This is a genomic window from Sediminibacillus sp. JSM 1682029 (assembly GCF_041366435.1).
In the GTDB taxonomy this organism is placed as follows: Bacteria; Bacillota; Bacilli; order Bacillales; family Amphibacillaceae; genus Sediminibacillus; species Sediminibacillus terrae.
Genome location: NZ_JBEWYY010000006.1, coordinates 222,810 through 240,278 on the forward strand (window position 1 = coordinate 222,810; position 17,469 = coordinate 240,278).

Here is a 17,469-nt window from a genome sequence, read left to right on the forward strand (position 1 = left end):
TACCTTGCCGGAGTGGAGCGTAACTCTTTAGGTTAGTGAATGTTAGAACGGTTTACTTTTTACAACTCATAAACCGAGCGAATTGGAATCATTCGTTTTTTGTTCCAGCTTCTTAACGGAATGTTCCCCGAGATACAGCATCCATGTCAGGATTCTTTTCTTTCTCCTAAAAAAAGAAGGCCTCTTTCATAGGTTGAATGCTTTTCGAGCATACACAGATCATAAAAGAGGCCTTCTCATAAAACATAATTATTTAGCAGTTACGGTGCCTGCATCGGCCGGATGTACTCCATGACGGTAGTAATCCGCATGAATAGGTTCGAGCGGTTTGCGCCCCTGGATTAAGTCCGCTGCTTTTTCCGCCAGCATCAAGACCGGCGCATGGATATTGCCGTTCGTGACGTAAGGCATCGCCGAAGCATCTGCCACGCGTACATTGTCGAGACCATGAACCTTCATGGTCTGCGGGTCTACAACAGCCATAGGATCGGAAGCGGGTCCCATCTTTGCCGTGCAAGACGGATGAAGTGCCGTCTCCGCATCGTTCCGCACCCATTCCAGAATCTCCTCATCTGTCCGGACGGAAGGGCCAGGCGAAATTTCCCCTGCGTTGTAAGGCTTCATAGCTGGTTGTGACATGATGTCACGAGTGACTCTGATTGCTTCCACCCACTCGCGTTTGTCTTGTTCTGTCGATAGATAGTTGTAAACCATGCTCGGATGCTCTTTCGGATCTTTTGAACGAATCTTCAATGATCCGCGGGCATCGGAATACATCGGTCCGATGTGCACTTGGAATCCGTGTGCGGTGTCCGCTTTTTGTCCATCGTAACGGACCGCTACCGGAAGGAAATGGAACATCAAGTTCGGGTAATCGACGTCCTCGTTCGAACGGACGAAACCTCCGCCTTCGAAATGATTGGTCGCCGCAGCTCCCGTACGTCCGAGCATCCATTGCAGCCCGATCCAAGGCATCCGCAATTTATTCAAGTTCGGCTGTTCGGAAACCGGTTCTGAACAAGCATGTTGCACATAGACTTCAAGGTGGTCCTGGAGGTTTTCTCCCACACCCGGAAGGTCGACCACTGGCTTAATGCCCAGAGAACGCAGATGTTCCGCATCGCCTACACCGGACAGCTGAAGCAGCTGCGGTGTATTGATTGCACCGCCTGCGAGAATGACCTCCCCTGCGTTCACTTGGTGCGTCTTCCCGTTGCGCCGATAGGTCAATCCTTTAGCACGCGTACCATCGAAATCGATGCTCATCACAAAAGCGCGCGTCTTGACCGTCAGATTCTCCCGCTTCATCGCCGGGCGCAGATAAGCGCGTGAAGCTGACAATCGCTGGCCTTTGTAAACATGTTTATCAAACGGACCGAATCCTTCCTGGCGAAAACCGTTCACATCAGGGGTCCGTGAGTAACCGGCTTCTACCCCTGCATTGAAGAAGGCTTGGAACAAAGGATTTTTGGCCGGCCCGCGCTCCAATTTGATCGGCCCGTCGTGGCCGCGAAGATCATCGTCCGGTGATCCCAAAGCATTTTCCAAGCGTTTGAAATATGGAAGACAATGAGCAAAATCCCACGTTTCCATCCCTTCGTCGGCTCCCCAGCGTTCATAATCCATCGGGTTTCCGCGTTGATAAATCATCCCGTTGATGGAGCTCGATCCTCCGAGTACCTTTCCACGCGCATGCTTGATACGTCGGCCATTCATATGCGGCTCGGGGTCCGATTCATATTTCCAGTCGTAAAGGCTTTTACCTGCCGGGAATGGCAAAGCCGCCGGCATTTGAATCAATAGATCCCATGGATAATCACTGCGTCCCGCCTCCAAAACAAGGACACTTTTTTTCCCGTCTTCGCTCAGGCGGTCACCAAGCACGGAACCCGCACTCCCCCCGCCAACAATCACAATATCGTATGTTTCACTCATCTTCTGTTCCTCCTCGGTGTAGGTTGTTTTTATTTTCATCTGTCATTTACTGTAAGATCAGGGCGTTAAGTTGGGAGGGATGAAAAGTATCCCTCCCAACTATGGACATCCTAATAGATTGATAGCTTAGAACCAGTTCATCGATTCAGGTTTCAGGTTTTGAAAGATATGCTTTGTTTCGGTATATTCTTCCATCCCCAGTTTCCCTAGTTCGCGTCCGATGCCAGACTGCTTGAATCCACCCCATGGTGCGTGCGGGAAGTAAAGGTTGAAGTCATTGATCCAAACCGTCCCCATAAGCATCTTCGCCACACAGCGCTCCGCTTTTGCAATATCATTGGTCCAAACGCCGCCGGCAAGACCATAGATAGAGTCATTTGCAAGCTTTACCGCTTCCTCTTCTGTCCGGAATTTTTCGACCGTGATAATTGGGCCGAAAGCTTCATCTTGAACGATACGCATATCGGTTGTGCAGTTTGTGAAAATGGTAGGCAGATAGAAAAACCCATCCTGTAGTTCCGGATCATCCGGACGACTGCCGCCAACTGCTACTGTTGCACCTTCTTTAATACCTGTCTCTACATATTTTTCTACTTTTGCAAGGTGCTCAGCCGAAATAAGCGGGCCCATTTGCGTATCTTCATCAAATCCGTTTCCGAGCTTGAACTTTTTCACTCTCTCAACAAGTGCGTTTACGAATTCATCATGAATCCTTTCTTCGACAATCAGTCTGGTGCCGGCGGAACAAATTTGTCCTGCGTGGAAAAAGACCCCGTTTAACGCCTGGTCGACTGCTACCTCGAAATCGGCATCCGCAAAGACGACGTTCGGGTTTTTTCCGCCAAGTTCAAGCGCCAGCTTTTTCACATTCACGCTTGCTGCTTGCATGATTTTCTTTCCGGTTACAATACCGCCTGTAAAAGAAATAAGGTCTACATCCGTGTTATCAGACAGCTCAGCACCAACGGTATTGCCAGCACCAAGCACCAAATTGGCAACACCAGCAGGCACCCCTGCCTCTTCGATTAGTTCGAAGACTTTTATCGTCGTCAGTGGTGTGATTTCACTTGGTTTCATGATCAACGTATTGCCGGTCGCAAGCGCCGGAGCCAATTTCCAGGACGCTTGCAGCAATGGATAATTCCAAGGCGTAATCTGGCCGCAAACACCAACCGGCTCGCGGACCACTTTACTGATGGAATTAGGGATTGGAGAATCGATCAGCTCGCCTCCATCTTTGTCGGCAAGCTCGGCAAAATAACGGAAAACACCGGCGATATCCTCCATGTCCCCGCGGCTTTCTTCTACTGTTTTACCAGTATCCAACGACTCCAGACGAGCAAGCTCTTCTTTATCTCTTTCAATCAGTTCAGCAATTCTTCTTACGATCGCACCCCGCTCTGTTGCCGGGGTAGTCGGCCATTCGCCTTTATCAAATGCTTCCCTTGCTGCAGAAATTGCTGCTTTTGTATCGGATGCATCTCCTTCCGCAACCGTGGCAATCACTTCCTGGTTAAATGGGTTAATGATATCTCGCGTATTTCCGACATTGGCGTCGACCCAATTTCCATTGATGTATTGTTGTTGTTTTAGATTCAAATCCAAATCTATCAACTCCATTTTTCATTTTAGATTAAGTTTATTAAAAATATATTTAACGTTTTAAAATCGTAACACGTCTTTTTAAAGCTGTCAAAAAAATTCATCCTCCAATATTTTTTAATAAATTGAATTACGTGCTAATAGTTGCGAATTCTACGGTAAGAGGCAATTGCATACGAGAAAATGCAGCAATTTGATTTGACATTTCATCTGAACACGTTAACATGAAGTTTGTAAAAAAGATTTAATTATTATTTAACCCGCTTTACTTTATCGCGAAGGAGCGACTTTATGAGTGATTCGACAGAAAGATCCAGAATGAAAATAGAAGAGGCCAAAGACAAAGTCATTGGCGCCATTGCCGAGACAATGGACTTATATGGGGTAACTCCCTCTGCAGCAAATCTATATGCGACCATGTATTTTAAAGACCAGATGACCTTGGATGAAATGCGTACGGAGCTGGACATGAGCAAACCGAGCATGAGCACCAGTGTCCGCAAACTCCAGGAAATAGCCATGGTGAAAAAGACTTTCACACGCGGTTCCCGGAAGCATACCTATGCTGCGGAGAAAAATTTCTTCCGTTCCTTCATGGTGTTTTATTGTCAGATGTGGGAACGCGAAGTGAAAATGAATATGGAAGCAATCGAGGAAGCACAAGAAGATTTAATCGATGTCATAAAAGAAACCAGCAGTACAACGGAAATCGTTGCCGATGCCAAAAAGTACTATGATCAATTGGAGGAATCGAAAACCTACTACCACTGGTTGAATGATTTAGTTGCAAGCATTAGAAGCGGGAAGATATTTGAATTTTTACCAAAAGATAAGCAAGAATAAATGACAAATGGTTATCAGGTAGTCTATAGAAAGATGACGATAGACTACCCGGCCATCTAAATGTTACCGTCTCTTTGTGGAAAAGAGATGGATTCTTTCGACGATTTAGTTAAATTATTTCTAAATACATTTAATGTTTTGAATGTATTTAAATAAATATACAAAAACAAAGGGGAGTTTTTTTCAACATGAATACTTGGAAAAAAGAGCTTAGTCTTATTTTGGCGATTCTCATGCTCGCAGTACTGACAGCATGCGGAAACACAAGCGGAGAATCTAACAGCGAAGCAGGAACAGAAGAAAGTGAAGAACCATTAACGATCGGCCAAATTAACTGGGCTGAAAATATTGCTGTTACAAATATGTGGAAAGCTATTTTAGAAGAGAAAGGCTATGACGTGAAGTTAAATGTACTGGACATGGGTACAACGATGAAGGCTTTGGAAGATGGCGAGTTGGACGCCAGCCTGGAAATATGGCTGCCCGTCCAGGATGCCAATTACCTGGAGAAATACCAGGATACGGTCAATTTCTCTGATGCAACGTGGTTCGACAATGCAAAAGTAGGACTTGTCGTGCCAAGTTATTTGGAAGAAGTCGACAGTGTAGAGGACTTAAACGACCACAAAGAACTATTCGATGGCGAAATTGTCGGTTTTGATCCTGGCGCTGGTACGATGGAAGTAACCGAACAATTAATTAAAGACTATGATCTCGAGTATGAGCTGCTGCCAAGCTCTGAACCTGCCATGTTGGCTGAAATAGGGGAAGCGGTAAAAGCTGAGGAACCAATCGTTGCACCGCTTTGGAGCCCGCACTGGATATTCTCCAAATATGATCTGAAATTCCTGGAGGACCCGCAAGAAACATTCGGCGGTGTAGAAAAAATCCATCATGCCACAAGACAAGGGTTTGCGGAAGATTACCCTGAAGTAAGCGAATGGTTTAAAAATTGGAAGATGAATGATAAGCAAATCGGCGAACTGATCGATTACACAGAAAATGCCGAAGAACCGCTAGACGGGGCGAAAAAATGGGTCGAAGAGAATCAGGATTTGATTGATGAATGGGTGAAATAAAGCGCCTTTTAGGAGAAGGATGAAAGGAAGCCAGTCTCTCTATTTTGGAGGGACTGGCTTCCTGTTTGAATGACGCCTTTCACGGTTTCTACCCCCTAACAACACATCCAGCCCGATTCCCGCATGATTTCCCTTTTCAAGTTCCGAAAATGTTTCCCACTTTTCTCCATCGTTTTACCGGCAGCTACATTTCTCACTCCCTGTTTATCCGTTTTTTGATACACTTGATAGCCTCCTTTCGCTTTTACCAAAAAGGGCGATAATAGAAAAACACCTCCTTTCAGCCGTTACGTTTTTTCGACCAAGGAGGTGTTTCTATCATCCTATTAAGCCCCTTCCATCAAATCCCGTCTATGATAGCCCAGATAACCAATTATCATCAAAGCGATGCTAATGACAATGATTGTAAGGAAGCTTGGAGCATTAAAATCTTCTAATGGCATTCGAGATTGCCAGCTTTGAATGGCCGTTTTGGAAAACCACTCCGGCAAGTCTAAAATGTTGCCAAAATAGTTTATCGCAAAGGAGTAGCCAAGATAAACATAAACCACTTTACCTAATCGAGGTGCCCAACCGAGAGCTAAAGCCGCTAGACCAATAAAAAAGAATACAGACGGCAAGAAGTTGAAACCAGCAGCAAAAAAATCAACCACATCCATCGTTACGTTATCCCCCATGGCTGCGCTAGCTGTCCCTCCGAGACTGCCTGCTGCTAAGAAAATACCTGCCAGGCCTGCCAAAACAGCTAAACCAATACTGGTCCAATAAAATTGGCTGCGGGTCACTTTAGTCGCATAAAGCTGGCTTAAGCGCGATCGCCTTTCTTCCGAAAAAAGTTTGTTTACAATGACAATGGGTAAAATGGAAACCAAACTGATCATGACCACCATGATTGTTCCGGTGAAGGATTCTTCAATCGAAACGCCTGATTGGGCAAACATTTGCTCCATCATTTCATTACTTCCAAGGAAGGTTTGCATGTCTCCATAAATGGAACCATACGCAGCTCCCATAATGACAAACGCAATCAACCAACTAATCATGACGCCTTTGTTCATTTTAATAAACAAACCACGGACGGACAGCAAGGATTTCTTGGCTCTATCTCGTCCTTCTCTTTCAGGGAGATAGCCAGCCCCCAAATCCCGGTTCCCTTCAAGCGTAAAAGCAAGGACCACCAAAATGATACTGAAAATCAAAGCAAAGATGAGCGGGAGCCAGTTATTATCCGTAAAAGGATAGGTTAAATAAGTCCATCCTAAAGGATTGACCATAGAAAAGTCAGCATTGGAGACATCTGTCCCCGCACGAATGATATAAAGCAAACCGATAATGCCAAGGGATGATCCCGTCGCCCCGGAGGAAGCAGGCATGATTTGTGCCATAACCAAAGCAATCACGGCGCCGAGAATACCAGCCATTCCGATGGATGCTCCGAATAAAAAGGAGCCTTCGACAGTAATCGTATCAGCACCAAAGCTTATCATCACCCCACCAATAAAGAGGGCTAGTAAGACATTGATGAAAAGGATTTCCATCATCGCGGCAAGCGAGTTTGCCTGGCGACCGATTTGAAATGAGCGCACAAGTTCCAGCAAACCATGGTCCTCTTCTTTACGAGTATGACTTACCACATGTAAAGCAGCGATGACCATCGCAAATAAACTGCAGAAGAGCAACATTTCGTGTGCATACATGGCACCTAAAGTGTAATCAGCAGCTGTCTCGACAGGCGTAGGGCCAACCATACTTATCATAGCCGGATTCTGTAATGTTTCGAACATTCCCTTTAGTCCCTGCCCTTTGGTTATTTCTTCAAAAGCTGGAACATAAGCAGCTGAAAATAAACCTAGTCCTGCCACCCAAACAACTATTTTTTTCCAATCACGTTTTAGAAAAAGCAGAAACAGTGTAGGCCAACTTGCAAGTTTTTCCTTCATCGATTGTCAACCTCCTTCCAGGCGATTATCCTTCATAGTGACGCATGAACAAATCTTCAAGGGTGGGCGGGACGGATTCGAATTTCTTAACCCCTAATTTGCTCGCTTTTACTAAAATGTCATCAAGGTGTTGGTTATCAACGGAGAATGTCGCTTCGTCATCTTTTTGGTTGAAATCAAATACACCCTTTAAACCAGCCATTTCTGCTACATCCCCCTTTGTTGCCAACGTGACAGTAGAACGAGTCAGATGCCGGAGTTCATCGAGGGTGCCAGTTTCCACGACCTCACCTTGGCGAATGATCACAACCTTGTCTGCCAAGCGTTCTACTTCACTCAAAATATGAGAGGATAAAAGAATGGATTTACCGGATTTTTTGATTTTTTCTACTTCCTCTTGAAATATGGCCTCCATCAAAGGGTCAAGTCCGGATGTCGGTTCATCGAAAATGTATAAATCCGAATCAGCAGCCAACGCGGCAATCAACCCTACCTTTTGGCGATTTCCATTTGAATACCCCTTCGCTTTTTTCTTTGGATCTAATTCAAATCGTTTGATTAACTCGTCGCGTTTTTGCTTATCTCCCCCGCCGTGCAATTTAAGAAATAAATCAATCATTTCACCGCCTGTCAGGTTTCCCCACAACGTGACGTCTCCTGGAACATATGAAATGCGTTTATGAATTTCAAGGCTGTCTTTCCAAACATCCTTTCCGAATATCTCCGCATTACCGGCATCCCGCTTGATAATTCCCAGTAATATCCGGATCGTTGTAGATTTACCAGCTCCATTGGGGCCGATAAAACCGACAACCTCTCCAGCATTCACAGTAAAATTCACGTCATTCAACGCCTGGAACTTACCGAACCTTTTTTGCAAACCTTGAATGCTTACAATGTTTGTCATCACCATGCCACTCCTTAATTAGAATTAACGCTCACTTATAGAAGCTATGCTTCAGAATTTGGGCATAGCTCTCCCATTCTTTGAGATAGTAATCTCCGAATTTCCCGATATCTTCAAAGGTATCGATTTGATGGATGGATTTCTCCCCAAAACCAAACATGGTCCAATTCAGAATTTCAATTGCTTTTTCGATATCGATATCTTCACGGAACTTGGTGTAATCAATATCTTTATAGATTAGCTTTTTCCCATCTTCTTGGACTGGATTGACTTTGTCCTTAATCATATCGGTTACTTCAGCCGATTCCTCTTGCACACAGGAAGCCAGAAAATCAAATACGTGAGGATACTCTTTTTGAATGTGCATTTTCTGTAAGCCGATTTTTTCGATTCTTTTAAATAAATCCGTTTCATTTAAATCAATTTGTTCATAAAGACGCTCAATCACTTGAATGCCATATTCAATTAAATAGACGTAAAGATCCTTCTTGCTATTAAAGTAATTAAACAAGGAACCTTTAGATATTTTTGCCTCTTTTACCATTTCATTTGTGGATGCCCGATTAAATCCATTTTGGATAAATTCCTTTATTGCGGCATTAATAATAAGTGTTTTTTTCTCCGGGTGTAATTTATGAAAATGAATGTTAATAATCGCGATCTCCTTCCCTCGATTATTTGACCAGATTGGTCATTTTTATCTTAACAGTATTGACCACATTGGTCAATACGTAAACTCGTCTTTCTTTTTGCGTTGGTCTTTGATTATCACTGTAGATTGATATCCAGCTCTGATGCGACTAGAAAGAGTCACCTTTAGTCAATATTGCCGCGAAAAATATACAAAGTCATCGCCTTAACACTCCTTATGGGCAAGAAGTTTTAATTAAGTTGTGAAGCTGAAGTGAAAGGAAAGAATCTTTAGAATGGAGGTGTTTTTTGTGGAGATTATGCTATAAAAAACCATGAGTGAAAAAGAGAGAATCGACGTGCAAAGACGCGAAGAGGAGAACAGGTGCTGATGTGCCGAAGTATCGCCATCTGAAACACCAAATTCTCCTCGTTTTTATAATCTTACCATCTCTCGGGCTTTCACATTACCTAACTCCAGGCTTTTGTTCTTTTTCAAATCTTTAATTGATTTCTTTTTATAAGATAAGCAAGGATACATGTCAGAGATGTCTAGTTTCAGCGCCTGTTCCCTCGAGGCTGTGCTTAAGCTTGTCTTTAAACTACTTATTCCATAATGCCGGAAATGCTTCTTCTCTTGAAACTCTGACCATATGTTCGGGAAAGTATTTTTTAAAATAATTTTTCACTCTTACGTGGATATCTTTCTGATACCATTTTTCCAGTCCATTTTCCTTAAATAACCTGGGCATACCCAATCTGGCGGAACGCTTTCCCGACATACCATCTCCGATATTCAATGTATCGATCCAAATGCTGTCCACGATGTTTTCCAGTGCCTTTGGAAAGTCAGGAGTAAATGGCAAAACCGGTGAAATCGAAGCCTGGGTGAAGATACCGGCTTCGTGGACTTCTCTCAACGTTTTTAATCGCAATTTGATCCCCGGAGCATAAGGGGCGAACAGCTTCTTTATATCTTCTCTGTCCGTTTCAATTGTCATGGATACAAGCACTTTACATTTCTCTTGTAGTTGAACTAGCAAATCGATATCTCGCGTGATAAGAGGGCCACGGGTTTGGATCTGTAAAAAATCGGGCGGATTTTCAACCATTTCTTCTAGCAGGCCCCTTGTTATCTGTGCCTTGCGTTCTATCGGCTGATACGGGTCTGTCGCAGAAGACATGAAAAGATTCACGGAAGACTGTTTCTTCCGAAGTCTTTTTATTTCATGCCGATATTTATCGGCTGCATTTAGTTTTACATCCACCCATTCGCCCCATGCACTGTCTCTGAACGTTTGAATAGGCATTTCTCTGACGTAACAGTACAAACAAGAGAATCCACAACCACTGTATGGATTCAAGGAATGGGTGAAGCCAACATTCAGATATCCTTTGGCTTCCGTTAAAATTTTCTTCGTATGCGTTTCTTTCAACTGTGTATTCATACTCTTTTCCTGTTCACCAACTTTCCAGTCCGACTAAGAATCCTGTGTACTCACACAATCTTCCAATCTTAACTTGTAAAACTTCCGCCGTATAACTCCTTCTATTGTGTAAGACCCCCACTATTCCACAACACGGTCTTGTTCGGAAAGAGGTAATTCAACGCGGAAAGTTGTTCCGGTATGGCTGCTTTCAACAAGCATGAGCTCACCGTTCAACACATTCGCAATCATTTTGCTGAAAGGCAGTCCCAGTCCTAATCCGCCAACTTTGTACTTTTTGTTCTCTCCCCTGTAAAACCGCTCAAATATATACGATTGTTCCTGCACCGGAATTCCCTCGCCGGTATCCTTCACATCGATTATTACCTTATCCTGACTAGTATGGAGTTTTACCGTGATCCTTCCTTTGTCCCCTATTGCCTGAGAGGCATTGTTCAAGAGATTGGTCATGATTTGCTGGATGCGCAAAGGATCCACTTCAACCGTCCGATCATCTTTCAACAACGAAACATCCATTTGTATGCCTTCTTGCATGTTGGTTTTTTTCCAAACGTCCAGGGTATCCATCATCAATTCATTGATCAAATAGGTATCCATTGAAACCGGTACTGCGTTTGCTGCAAATTTATTAAACGCCAGCAGATCTTCCACCATTTTTTTCATTTTTTCGGATTCTCTGATGGAAAGCTGCAGAAACTCTTTTGCTTCTTCTTTGTCGACGACACCTTCATCAATCGCTTGCAACAGCCCGCTTATCGAGGTGACCGGTGTTTTCAGTTCATGAGAAACCCCTGCCAACAGCTCCGTCCGAAGGGCTTCCAGATGTTCTAATTTTTGCGTCATTTGCTGGAAGGAGGTTATCAGCTCATGGACTTCCTCTTCCTTTGCATCCATGGAAAAACGGACATCATAGTTGCCTTCTTCTATTTGTTTGGCAGCTGCAGCAACTTCCTTGATCGGCTTGGATAATCGGCCCGTTATAAAATAAATGGCAATCCAGCCCAATATTAGCAGACTGCCTATTACAATCATTAATTGTCCATATTCCTGGCGAACTTTCGTCAGTTCCGCCTTTGATTCCACATAGAGCACCCAGCCAAGGGTCGCATCTTCCGTCTCAATCGGCTTTTTCACAACATAAAGTTTGACTTGTTCCTCGTTATCAGAAGTGATGGTTTGAATGGTATCTTCTTTTTCCAATATAGAAGTATGGATTTCCTGGCCATTGGATTGCGGGGGCAAATTACTACTGATGATCGTGCCCTCTGAGTCGGTTGCATAAATGACCGGATTGCTTTCCATATTCATAAATCTGCCTCTATCTGTCAAAAGGCGATGTATCTCAAATTCGGGTGGCAGCGTATCATCTGTCATATTTTCAATTCGGTTGGCTGTTTCTTCTGCCATGAATTCCATCATGTTCAGACGGTTTTCCAGGGTGGTATGGCGAATCCACATCGCTGAAAGAACCGTGATAACCGCAAGTCCAACCACAAGTGTAATCAGGTATCGGGTTGTCCAATATCGTTGTAATGATACTTTTTTATTTTTCTTGAACACGGAACTGATACCCCACCCCTCTGAGCGTTTTTATTTCTCCTTCTTCACCGGACCAGTCTTTCAATGATTTTCTTAACCGTTTGATCGATAAGTCGACAGCCCGGTCGCTGCCTTCGTAATCCCAACCCCATACTTGCTCGATCAATTGGTCTCTCGTAAACGTTTTATTCGGGTGCTCGGATAAGAACAACAGCAATGCTAAATCACGTGGTGTTAATTCGATTTCTTTTTGATGGAGGAGGACCCGGTGTGCTTCGTGATCTATATGCAAGGCTCCGAACTTTTTCAATTGGTTATCATCGGTGCGGAACCTGCGTAATACGGCGTTCACTCTGGCGATCACTTCATCTCCGATAAACGGTTTTGTAATATAATCGTCTGCTCCTCCGTTCAGACCGTCCAGCCGATAGTTGACGTCTCCTAGAGCAGTCAACATAATAACCGGACATGTACTTGTTTCTCTTATTTCCTTTAGTATGTGCCAGCCGTCTGTTCCCGGGAGCATAATGTCTAATAATACTAAATCAGGATTCCATTCTTGAAAAGCCGGAATGGCCTGGTTTCCTTCCATTACTACTTTTGTTTCAAAATCGGCTTTTTGCAAATAAACATTCAACACTTTGCTAATAGCGACTTCATCTTCTATGATCAACACTCTGCTCATTCTTTTCAACTCCCAAGGTTATTTTATCACAGAAAGTAAGCCTTACTTTCCTGATATTACTCAGGTGATTACCAACAATGATTCTACCAAAATAAATTTCTTTTCGTTCTGCTGTTTGATGAGTGCTTCTAATCGCTACGGCAAGACACTACGCTTTCCACGGGCACGGCTTCAACTTCCTCAGAAAGCATAGATCGCTTTCTTGTGGGATTTTCAGCTCGTGCTGTTCCCGTAGGAGTCTCCGCATCTTGCCTTCGCTGTTTTACAGTGTTCTGCATACAGGATGGTGGATGCAATTAAAAAACCAGCATTTACTACTTTGCATTGACCATGGACCAGGATTTGAACAGTATAAAAAGGTAATTCTAATGGACACTCTATAAATAAAAATCAGCAGGGTGTTTCGATTTCATTTCCGCCAACAAAGTGTTATGAAGACTACAATTACTAGCATAGAGCAATTAACATTGATTCAATGTTGCTTATCTTCCGGAGACAGTTATCTTTAACAAGGAATCTCTCACTAAAACAGAACCGCTTCAATTAACGGAGGCAAGGTACGGAGACTCCAGCGGGAACAGCGCGAGCTGAAGATCCACTTGGTAAAGCGACTTTCTTTACCAAGTTAGCTGAAGCCGTGCCCGCGGAAAGCGAAGTACCTTGCCGGAGTGCTTGCTACCAATTCGGATTAATTTGAATTAATAAAAACCAGAAATGAAGAATCGAACGAGTTCGACTGTTTAAGGGTCGAATCATCGTTCGATTTTTCTTTGGATCTCTTATTTGGGCCCTGCTTGCTATTTACTGGGATGGGGGCTGTGGCATTTCGCTTCCATCTTGCCCTTGCCGGCCTTGTCCGCGTCCGCCACCAAACATGCCGCTCGCTTGTTCGGTTTCGCCTGTTTCATCCAAATACGTCATCGTACTTGTTAACGAAAACTCCAGCACTTTTGTGCCGCCTTCCATTGTGGCATCTTCAAAGAATCCATCTGTTTCATCGCCGGACAGCCCACTATCTGTGTAAAGCGTATAAGATTGGTCCTGCTGTAAATCTGGTGAACTGATGACGACCGATTGAAAATCCTTTTCGGGTGCAACCGCGACAACAATGTCTCCATTGCCATCCTGTACGGAAACCGTAGAACCGGCTTCGAGCATTTCAGGAAAAGTCATCATAAACGAAGCTTGTTCCGAGCTGTCGGAAACGCCTTGAGCCATCCCGCTGCTCCCAGCAGCAATCAAAGTTCCACCCTTGATTTCAAAGGATTGATCGTAATCCAAGGCTCCGTTGCCATCGTTCGTCGGACCGTACACGACTACTGTACCACCTGTCATTTCGGCGGAAGTATTGGAGTCAAGGCCATCGCCATTTGCATCGACATAGATGTACCCACCTTCAATCAACAATTTTCCTTGATCTGCTTCTTCTTCCGTGCTTTCCTCTTCATCCTCCGTTTCGTTTTCCCCAAATCCTTGCATCCCCATCTGATCTGTCCCGCCATTCACGTTAAAACCGTCGTCTTCTGCAGCAAGATGGATCGTTCCATCTGACACCGTTATTGATTCCGCTTCGATTCCTTCATAACTTTTTTCGACTTGGATGGAACCATTCGTGATGATGATTTCCTCATCTGCGTGAACCGCATCATCTCCGGTGGCCAACGTCATTTCACCAGCTGCAACGGTCAATTCTTTATTGCTGTGCAAGGCATCATCATTCGCATCGATCGCAATGGTGCCACCGGCGATTTCCAGACTGTTTTCTGCTTTGATTCCTTTGGTACTTGGTGTATCGTCTTCTTCTGTTTCTGCATTAGTTTGTGCTTGTTCTTCCTCCATCTGTTCAGGAGGCTGTCTGTCTTCAAAATCATCGCCATCACCTTCTGTCGGCGGCTCCATTCCGTCCGGCCGTTCCGCCGGCATGTTATCTTCGGAGAAGTCCTGATCGCCAGGCATTGTGCCCTGCCCCTGACCGCCGAAGCCGCCTCCAAATTCAGTTGTAGCCTCGATCGTTTCCGGGCTGCCCCCTCCAGCCGTAATCTCATATTCTCCATCCAATATGGTTACCGTGTTTTCTGACTGTACACCGTCACCGCCAGCATTTATGGTTAAGGAGCCGCTTTCCAATACAATGTTTGCTTTATCTTCATCCGCATCATTGGAGGATTTCACCCCGTCACCGCCTGCGTCGATCGTTACCAGTGCTTCATTCAATGCAAACAAATCACGGCCCACGATGCCATCGTCTTCTGCTGTAATGTCTATGGTTGTTCCGATGATTTTCAAGTCATCATTGCCTGTAATTCCATCATTATAATTGCCATTTACGATTAGATTGCCCGTGCCGTTTACCGTCAGATCATCCTTGCTGTAGATGGCGGCTTTCGGTTCATCTGCGTCCTCTTCATACACATATTCCGAGGGATCCGTGAGGGTGTTGCTTGTCCCTTCTTCGACTGAAACAACGGTTTTTTTCGCCTGTTTGACAAAAATAGGAGCTGTTGTCGTCGACTCAAGTGACAGTCCGTTCAGTATCAGTCGAACGGTTCCTTCATCCTCTGCATCGACAAGCACCTGACTGTCTGTTGCGCTTCCTTCTAAAACATAGGTTCCAGAAGTATGGATTTCCACTGTATTCTCATTGACAATGACACCGTTGTTGTCTTCTTCTACGTCAATTGACTGGTCATCGAAAGTGATGTTCGTGGCATCTTGCTCTTCCCATCCGGTGTACGCATCCTCTGCATCATAGCTGACTGCCGATTGGGCCTGCTCGGTTAATGTTCCATTGTCATTTGTTTTACTACAGCCGGCAATCATGATTGCCGTTCCTATAAAAAAGGGAAGGAGAAACCTTCCCTTGATTGATTTTTTCATGTTATTCCCTCCTGGATTACGCAGTGAAATTCCCGTCATAGCTCAGCATCACGGCTGAACGGACCCCATCGATTTGCGAAACGGTCGATGTCACTTGCGCATCGTTTTCTTTCACGCGTACTTCATACGTCACTTCCACTTCATCGCCCTGCATCATCGATTTTGATTTCAGCACATATTTCTTCACCTTGTTCCCGATAACTTGTTCCACTTTCTCTCCAACTGCATCTTTATCGAATTTCACCACTAACAAATAAGGATTTTCCACTTTGATTTTGTTCGAGAATAAAGCAATCACTACGCCGATCAAAAACGAACCTACTGCGGCTAATAAAACGAAACCTGCACCACTCAGAATTCCTGCAATCACCGACCAGAACAAGAACACCAAATCCATCGGGTCTTTTATCGGAGTACGGAAACGAACGATTGACAGGGCCCCGACCATTCCAAGTGACAAGAGCACGTTCTGACTTATTCCCATAATCACAAGCGAGGTTGCCATCGTCATAATCACGAGCGATATATTGAAGGAATGGGAATAGATCACCCCTTTAAAGGTTTTCTTGTAGACTCCGTAAATAAACAAACCGATCAAGAACGCAACACCCAGCCCTAGCAAGGAATCAATAATAGAAAATGACGCGGTATTCTCCATAAAACTGGATTTAAATATATCTGAAAAATTGGTTGTAGTTGTGGTTGTTGTATATAGCACTTTTTTCTCTCCTCTTCTTTATCCATACATTCTGCTTAATTGGTATTTGGAATATGCTTCCTGCCTCGTATCTGACAGCTGAAGCAAATGTTTAATCACATCTGGCAAATATTCATCATATTTCACTTCCAGAATCACGATATCCGGCTCTAATACGTCCACCATCGGCAAGTCCCGGGCAAACATGTTCGTATTGTGCATGCTTGTCTGTACTTTCAAATCGAACGTGACTCGTACATTCCCGAACGGATAGACATAAGGTTCCCGGATATAATCGACGACCGTCCTTGGCCTTAACTGATAATGGTACATTTCAAAAAACAAGTCCCTTACTAAAGGACGGTCATCCTCTTCCATCCAGGCAATCTCTGATTTTCTGATCTTCTCAAATTCACGCTTTGTGATCTGACATTTGGATTTAAAGGTAAGATTATTCCGCTTGCTTTTTCTTTCTAAATTAATGACATGATCACACTTTCCATATATCCTCACCCGATACTTGTCCCGGTTTAAATAACCTTCCTTTTTCTCCTGTAGCACTTTGTTGTCAAAATTATCAAAGTAAGTAGAGCGGATCATATATTTTCCATCGGACGCTGCATGTGGATCGATTCTCATAAAATGAGCGAGTTTTTTTCTCAACACTTGATATTCCGCATGTGAGATGGCGTGTTTTAATTCTTGTCTTCCCAATGACATCCTGTCTTCCTCCTTCCTGGTACATTTGTTATGTTAAAGCAGAAAAGTGTCAGCAAGATGTCAAGTAAAGTTTTTGTTTGGTTTTTTATGCAGAGAGGGCTCATTGGGTAGTTCATGAGAGAGATTGTGTAAACAGAGAAAACACGGTATAAAAGTATTTTTCTTTTATTTTAACTTCACTATATTCCTTTTTTGGCACACAAAGGGACGAGGTATTAGTCCCCGTCCCTACTCATAATAAATATCGACATCCTGAAACACAGGAATTCACCTCGTTTCTACAATCTCACGATTACTTCTGTCCCATCTTCAGCTTTGACGTTAACCAACTCTAGACCTTTGTTCTTTTTCAATTCTTTGATAATACGCTTGAGGTCTGCTTTATCTATGGAGGGAATGGTAAAAGATATATTTTTCTTTTCCAGATGAGGTTTAGACCATTTGTTTGCATACCGAATCAACAGTTTCGAGGTGCAAATGGATACACCTACATTTAAGAGGACATAAGGGACAGGTATCACGAATTTTGCTTCATCTGTTTTCACCTTAACATGCAACATGCTCTGC

The 17,469-nt window shown here is 43.9% G+C and carries 15 protein-coding genes; 2 read left to right on the plus strand and 13 right to left on the minus strand.

Features of this window, described 5'->3' with window-relative positions; genetic code table 11:
* Window positions 1–249: 249 nt before the first annotated feature.
* Complete coding sequence (gene betA / locus ABVF09_RS12285) at window positions 250–1,935, minus strand: choline dehydrogenase (RefSeq protein ID WP_026569183.1); 1,686 nt, start codon at window positions 1,933–1,935, stop codon at window positions 250–252.
* A 126-nt stretch (window positions 1,936–2,061) separates the two neighbouring features.
* Window positions 2,062–3,534: a betaine-aldehyde dehydrogenase gene (gene betB / locus ABVF09_RS12290; RefSeq protein ID WP_371069340.1), complete on the minus strand. Its 1,473-nt coding sequence runs from the start codon at window positions 3,532–3,534 to the stop codon at window positions 2,062–2,064.
* 294 nt (window positions 3,535–3,828) lie between these two features.
* On the opposite strand from betB, the gene cudC reads away from it, so the two are divergent.
* Both cudC and ABVF09_RS12300 read left to right on the plus strand, forming a co-directional pair.
* Window positions 3,829–4,380, plus strand: a complete 552-nt coding sequence (cudC, locus tag ABVF09_RS12295; RefSeq protein WP_026569181.1) for a choline uptake/conversion transcriptional regulator CudC — start codon at window positions 3,829–3,831, stop codon at window positions 4,378–4,380.
* A gap of 188 nt (window positions 4,381–4,568) precedes the next feature.
* Window positions 4,569–5,459 carry a glycine betaine ABC transporter substrate-binding protein gene (locus tag ABVF09_RS12300; RefSeq protein WP_026569180.1) on the plus strand — a complete coding sequence of 297 codons (891 nt, stop codon included), beginning with the start codon at window positions 4,569–4,571 and terminating at the stop codon, window positions 5,457–5,459.
* A gap of 95 nt (window positions 5,460–5,554) precedes the next feature.
* Here the strand turns inward: ABVF09_RS12300 and ABVF09_RS12305 are convergent, their stop codons facing one another.
* From ABVF09_RS12305 to ABVF09_RS12355, 11 genes are all read right to left on the minus strand, one after another.
* Window positions 5,555–5,683 (minus strand): hypothetical protein, encoded by a 129-nt coding sequence (locus tag ABVF09_RS12305; protein WP_371069307.1) that lies wholly within the window; start codon window positions 5,681–5,683, stop codon window positions 5,555–5,557.
* Window positions 5,684–5,785: 102 nt separating this feature from the next.
* Window positions 5,786–7,399: an ABC transporter permease gene (locus ABVF09_RS12310; RefSeq protein ID WP_371069308.1), complete on the minus strand. Its 1,614-nt coding sequence runs from the start codon at window positions 7,397–7,399 to the stop codon at window positions 5,786–5,788.
* 25 nt (window positions 7,400–7,424) lie between these two features.
* Complete coding sequence (locus ABVF09_RS12315; RefSeq protein WP_371069309.1) at window positions 7,425–8,306, minus strand: ABC transporter ATP-binding protein; 882 nt, start codon at window positions 8,304–8,306, stop codon at window positions 7,425–7,427.
* 31 nt (window positions 8,307–8,337) lie between these two features.
* A complete protein-coding gene (locus tag ABVF09_RS12320; RefSeq protein ID WP_371069341.1) occupies window positions 8,338–8,994 on the minus strand; it encodes a TetR/AcrR family transcriptional regulator in 657 nt (218 codons plus the stop codon).
* 544 nt (window positions 8,995–9,538) lie between these two features.
* Entirely contained in the window at window positions 9,539–10,384 is an 846-nt protein-coding gene (locus tag ABVF09_RS12325) for an SPL family radical SAM protein (protein ID WP_026569176.1), read from the minus strand.
* 120 nt (window positions 10,385–10,504) lie between these two features.
* Window positions 10,505–11,944, minus strand: a complete 1,440-nt coding sequence (locus ABVF09_RS12330) for a HAMP domain-containing sensor histidine kinase (RefSeq protein ID WP_371069310.1) — start codon at window positions 11,942–11,944, stop codon at window positions 10,505–10,507.
* Window positions 11,928–12,608 carry a response regulator transcription factor gene (locus tag ABVF09_RS12335; protein WP_026569174.1) on the minus strand — a complete coding sequence of 227 codons (681 nt, stop codon included), beginning with the start codon at window positions 12,606–12,608 and terminating at the stop codon, window positions 11,928–11,930. The genes ABVF09_RS12330 and ABVF09_RS12335 overlap by 17 nt, the downstream gene beginning before the upstream one ends.
* Window positions 12,609–13,409: 801 nt before the next feature.
* A complete protein-coding gene (locus tag ABVF09_RS12340; RefSeq protein ID WP_371069311.1) occupies window positions 13,410–15,485 on the minus strand; it encodes a carbohydrate-binding domain-containing protein in 2,076 nt (691 codons plus the stop codon).
* Window positions 15,486–15,501: 16 nt separating this feature from the next.
* Window positions 15,502–16,143 (minus strand): DUF4956 domain-containing protein, encoded by a 642-nt coding sequence (locus ABVF09_RS12345; protein WP_209369088.1) that lies wholly within the window; start codon window positions 16,141–16,143, stop codon window positions 15,502–15,504.
* A 78-nt stretch (window positions 16,144–16,221) separates the two neighbouring features.
* Entirely contained in the window at window positions 16,222–16,902 is a 681-nt protein-coding gene (locus tag ABVF09_RS12350; RefSeq protein ID WP_371069312.1) for a polyphosphate polymerase domain-containing protein, read from the minus strand.
* A 278-nt stretch (window positions 16,903–17,180) separates the two neighbouring features.
* The gene (locus ABVF09_RS12355; protein ID WP_371069313.1) at window positions 17,181–17,462 is read right to left on the minus strand and encodes a hypothetical protein; all 282 of its coding nucleotides are present in this window, start codon (window positions 17,460–17,462) and stop codon (window positions 17,181–17,183) included.
* Between the last annotated feature and the right edge of the window lie 7 nt (window positions 17,463–17,469).

What these genes read in the sequence shown, in the direction of transcription:
- betA (WP_026569183.1), bottom strand. Translation starts at nt 1,935, where the DNA reads ATGAGTGAAACATACGATATTGTGATTGTTGGCGGGGGGAGTGCGGGT.
- cudC (WP_026569181.1), top strand. Translation starts at nt 3,829, where the DNA reads ATGAGTGATTCGACAGAAAGATCCAGAATGAAAATAGAAGAGGCCAAA.
- ABVF09_RS12300 (WP_026569180.1), top strand. Translation starts at nt 4,569, where the DNA reads ATGAATACTTGGAAAAAAGAGCTTAGTCTTATTTTGGCGATTCTCATG.
- ABVF09_RS12310 (WP_371069308.1), bottom strand. Translation starts at nt 7,399, where the DNA reads ATGAAGGAAAAACTTGCAAGTTGGCCTACACTGTTTCTGCTTTTTCTA.
- ABVF09_RS12315 (WP_371069309.1), bottom strand. Translation starts at nt 8,306, where the DNA reads ATGACAAACATTGTAAGCATTCAAGGTTTGCAAAAAAGGTTCGGTAAG.
- ABVF09_RS12325 (WP_026569176.1), bottom strand. Translation starts at nt 10,384, where the DNA reads ATGAATACACAGTTGAAAGAAACGCATACGAAGAAAATTTTAACGGAA.
- ABVF09_RS12335 (WP_026569174.1), bottom strand. Translation starts at nt 12,608, where the DNA reads ATGAGCAGAGTGTTGATCATAGAAGATGAAGTCGCTATTAGCAAAGTG.
- ABVF09_RS12340 (WP_371069311.1), bottom strand. Translation starts at nt 15,485, where the DNA reads ATGAAAAAATCAATCAAGGGAAGGTTTCTCCTTCCCTTTTTTATAGGA.
- ABVF09_RS12345 (WP_209369088.1), bottom strand. Translation starts at nt 16,143, where the DNA reads ATGGAGAATACCGCGTCATTTTCTATTATTGATTCCTTGCTAGGGCTG.
- ABVF09_RS12350 (WP_371069312.1), bottom strand. Translation starts at nt 16,902, where the DNA reads ATGTCATTGGGAAGACAAGAATTAAAACACGCCATCTCACATGCGGAA.
- ABVF09_RS12355 (WP_371069313.1), bottom strand. Translation starts at nt 17,462, where the DNA reads ATGTTGCATGTTAAGGTGAAAACAGATGAAGCAAAATTCGTGATACCT.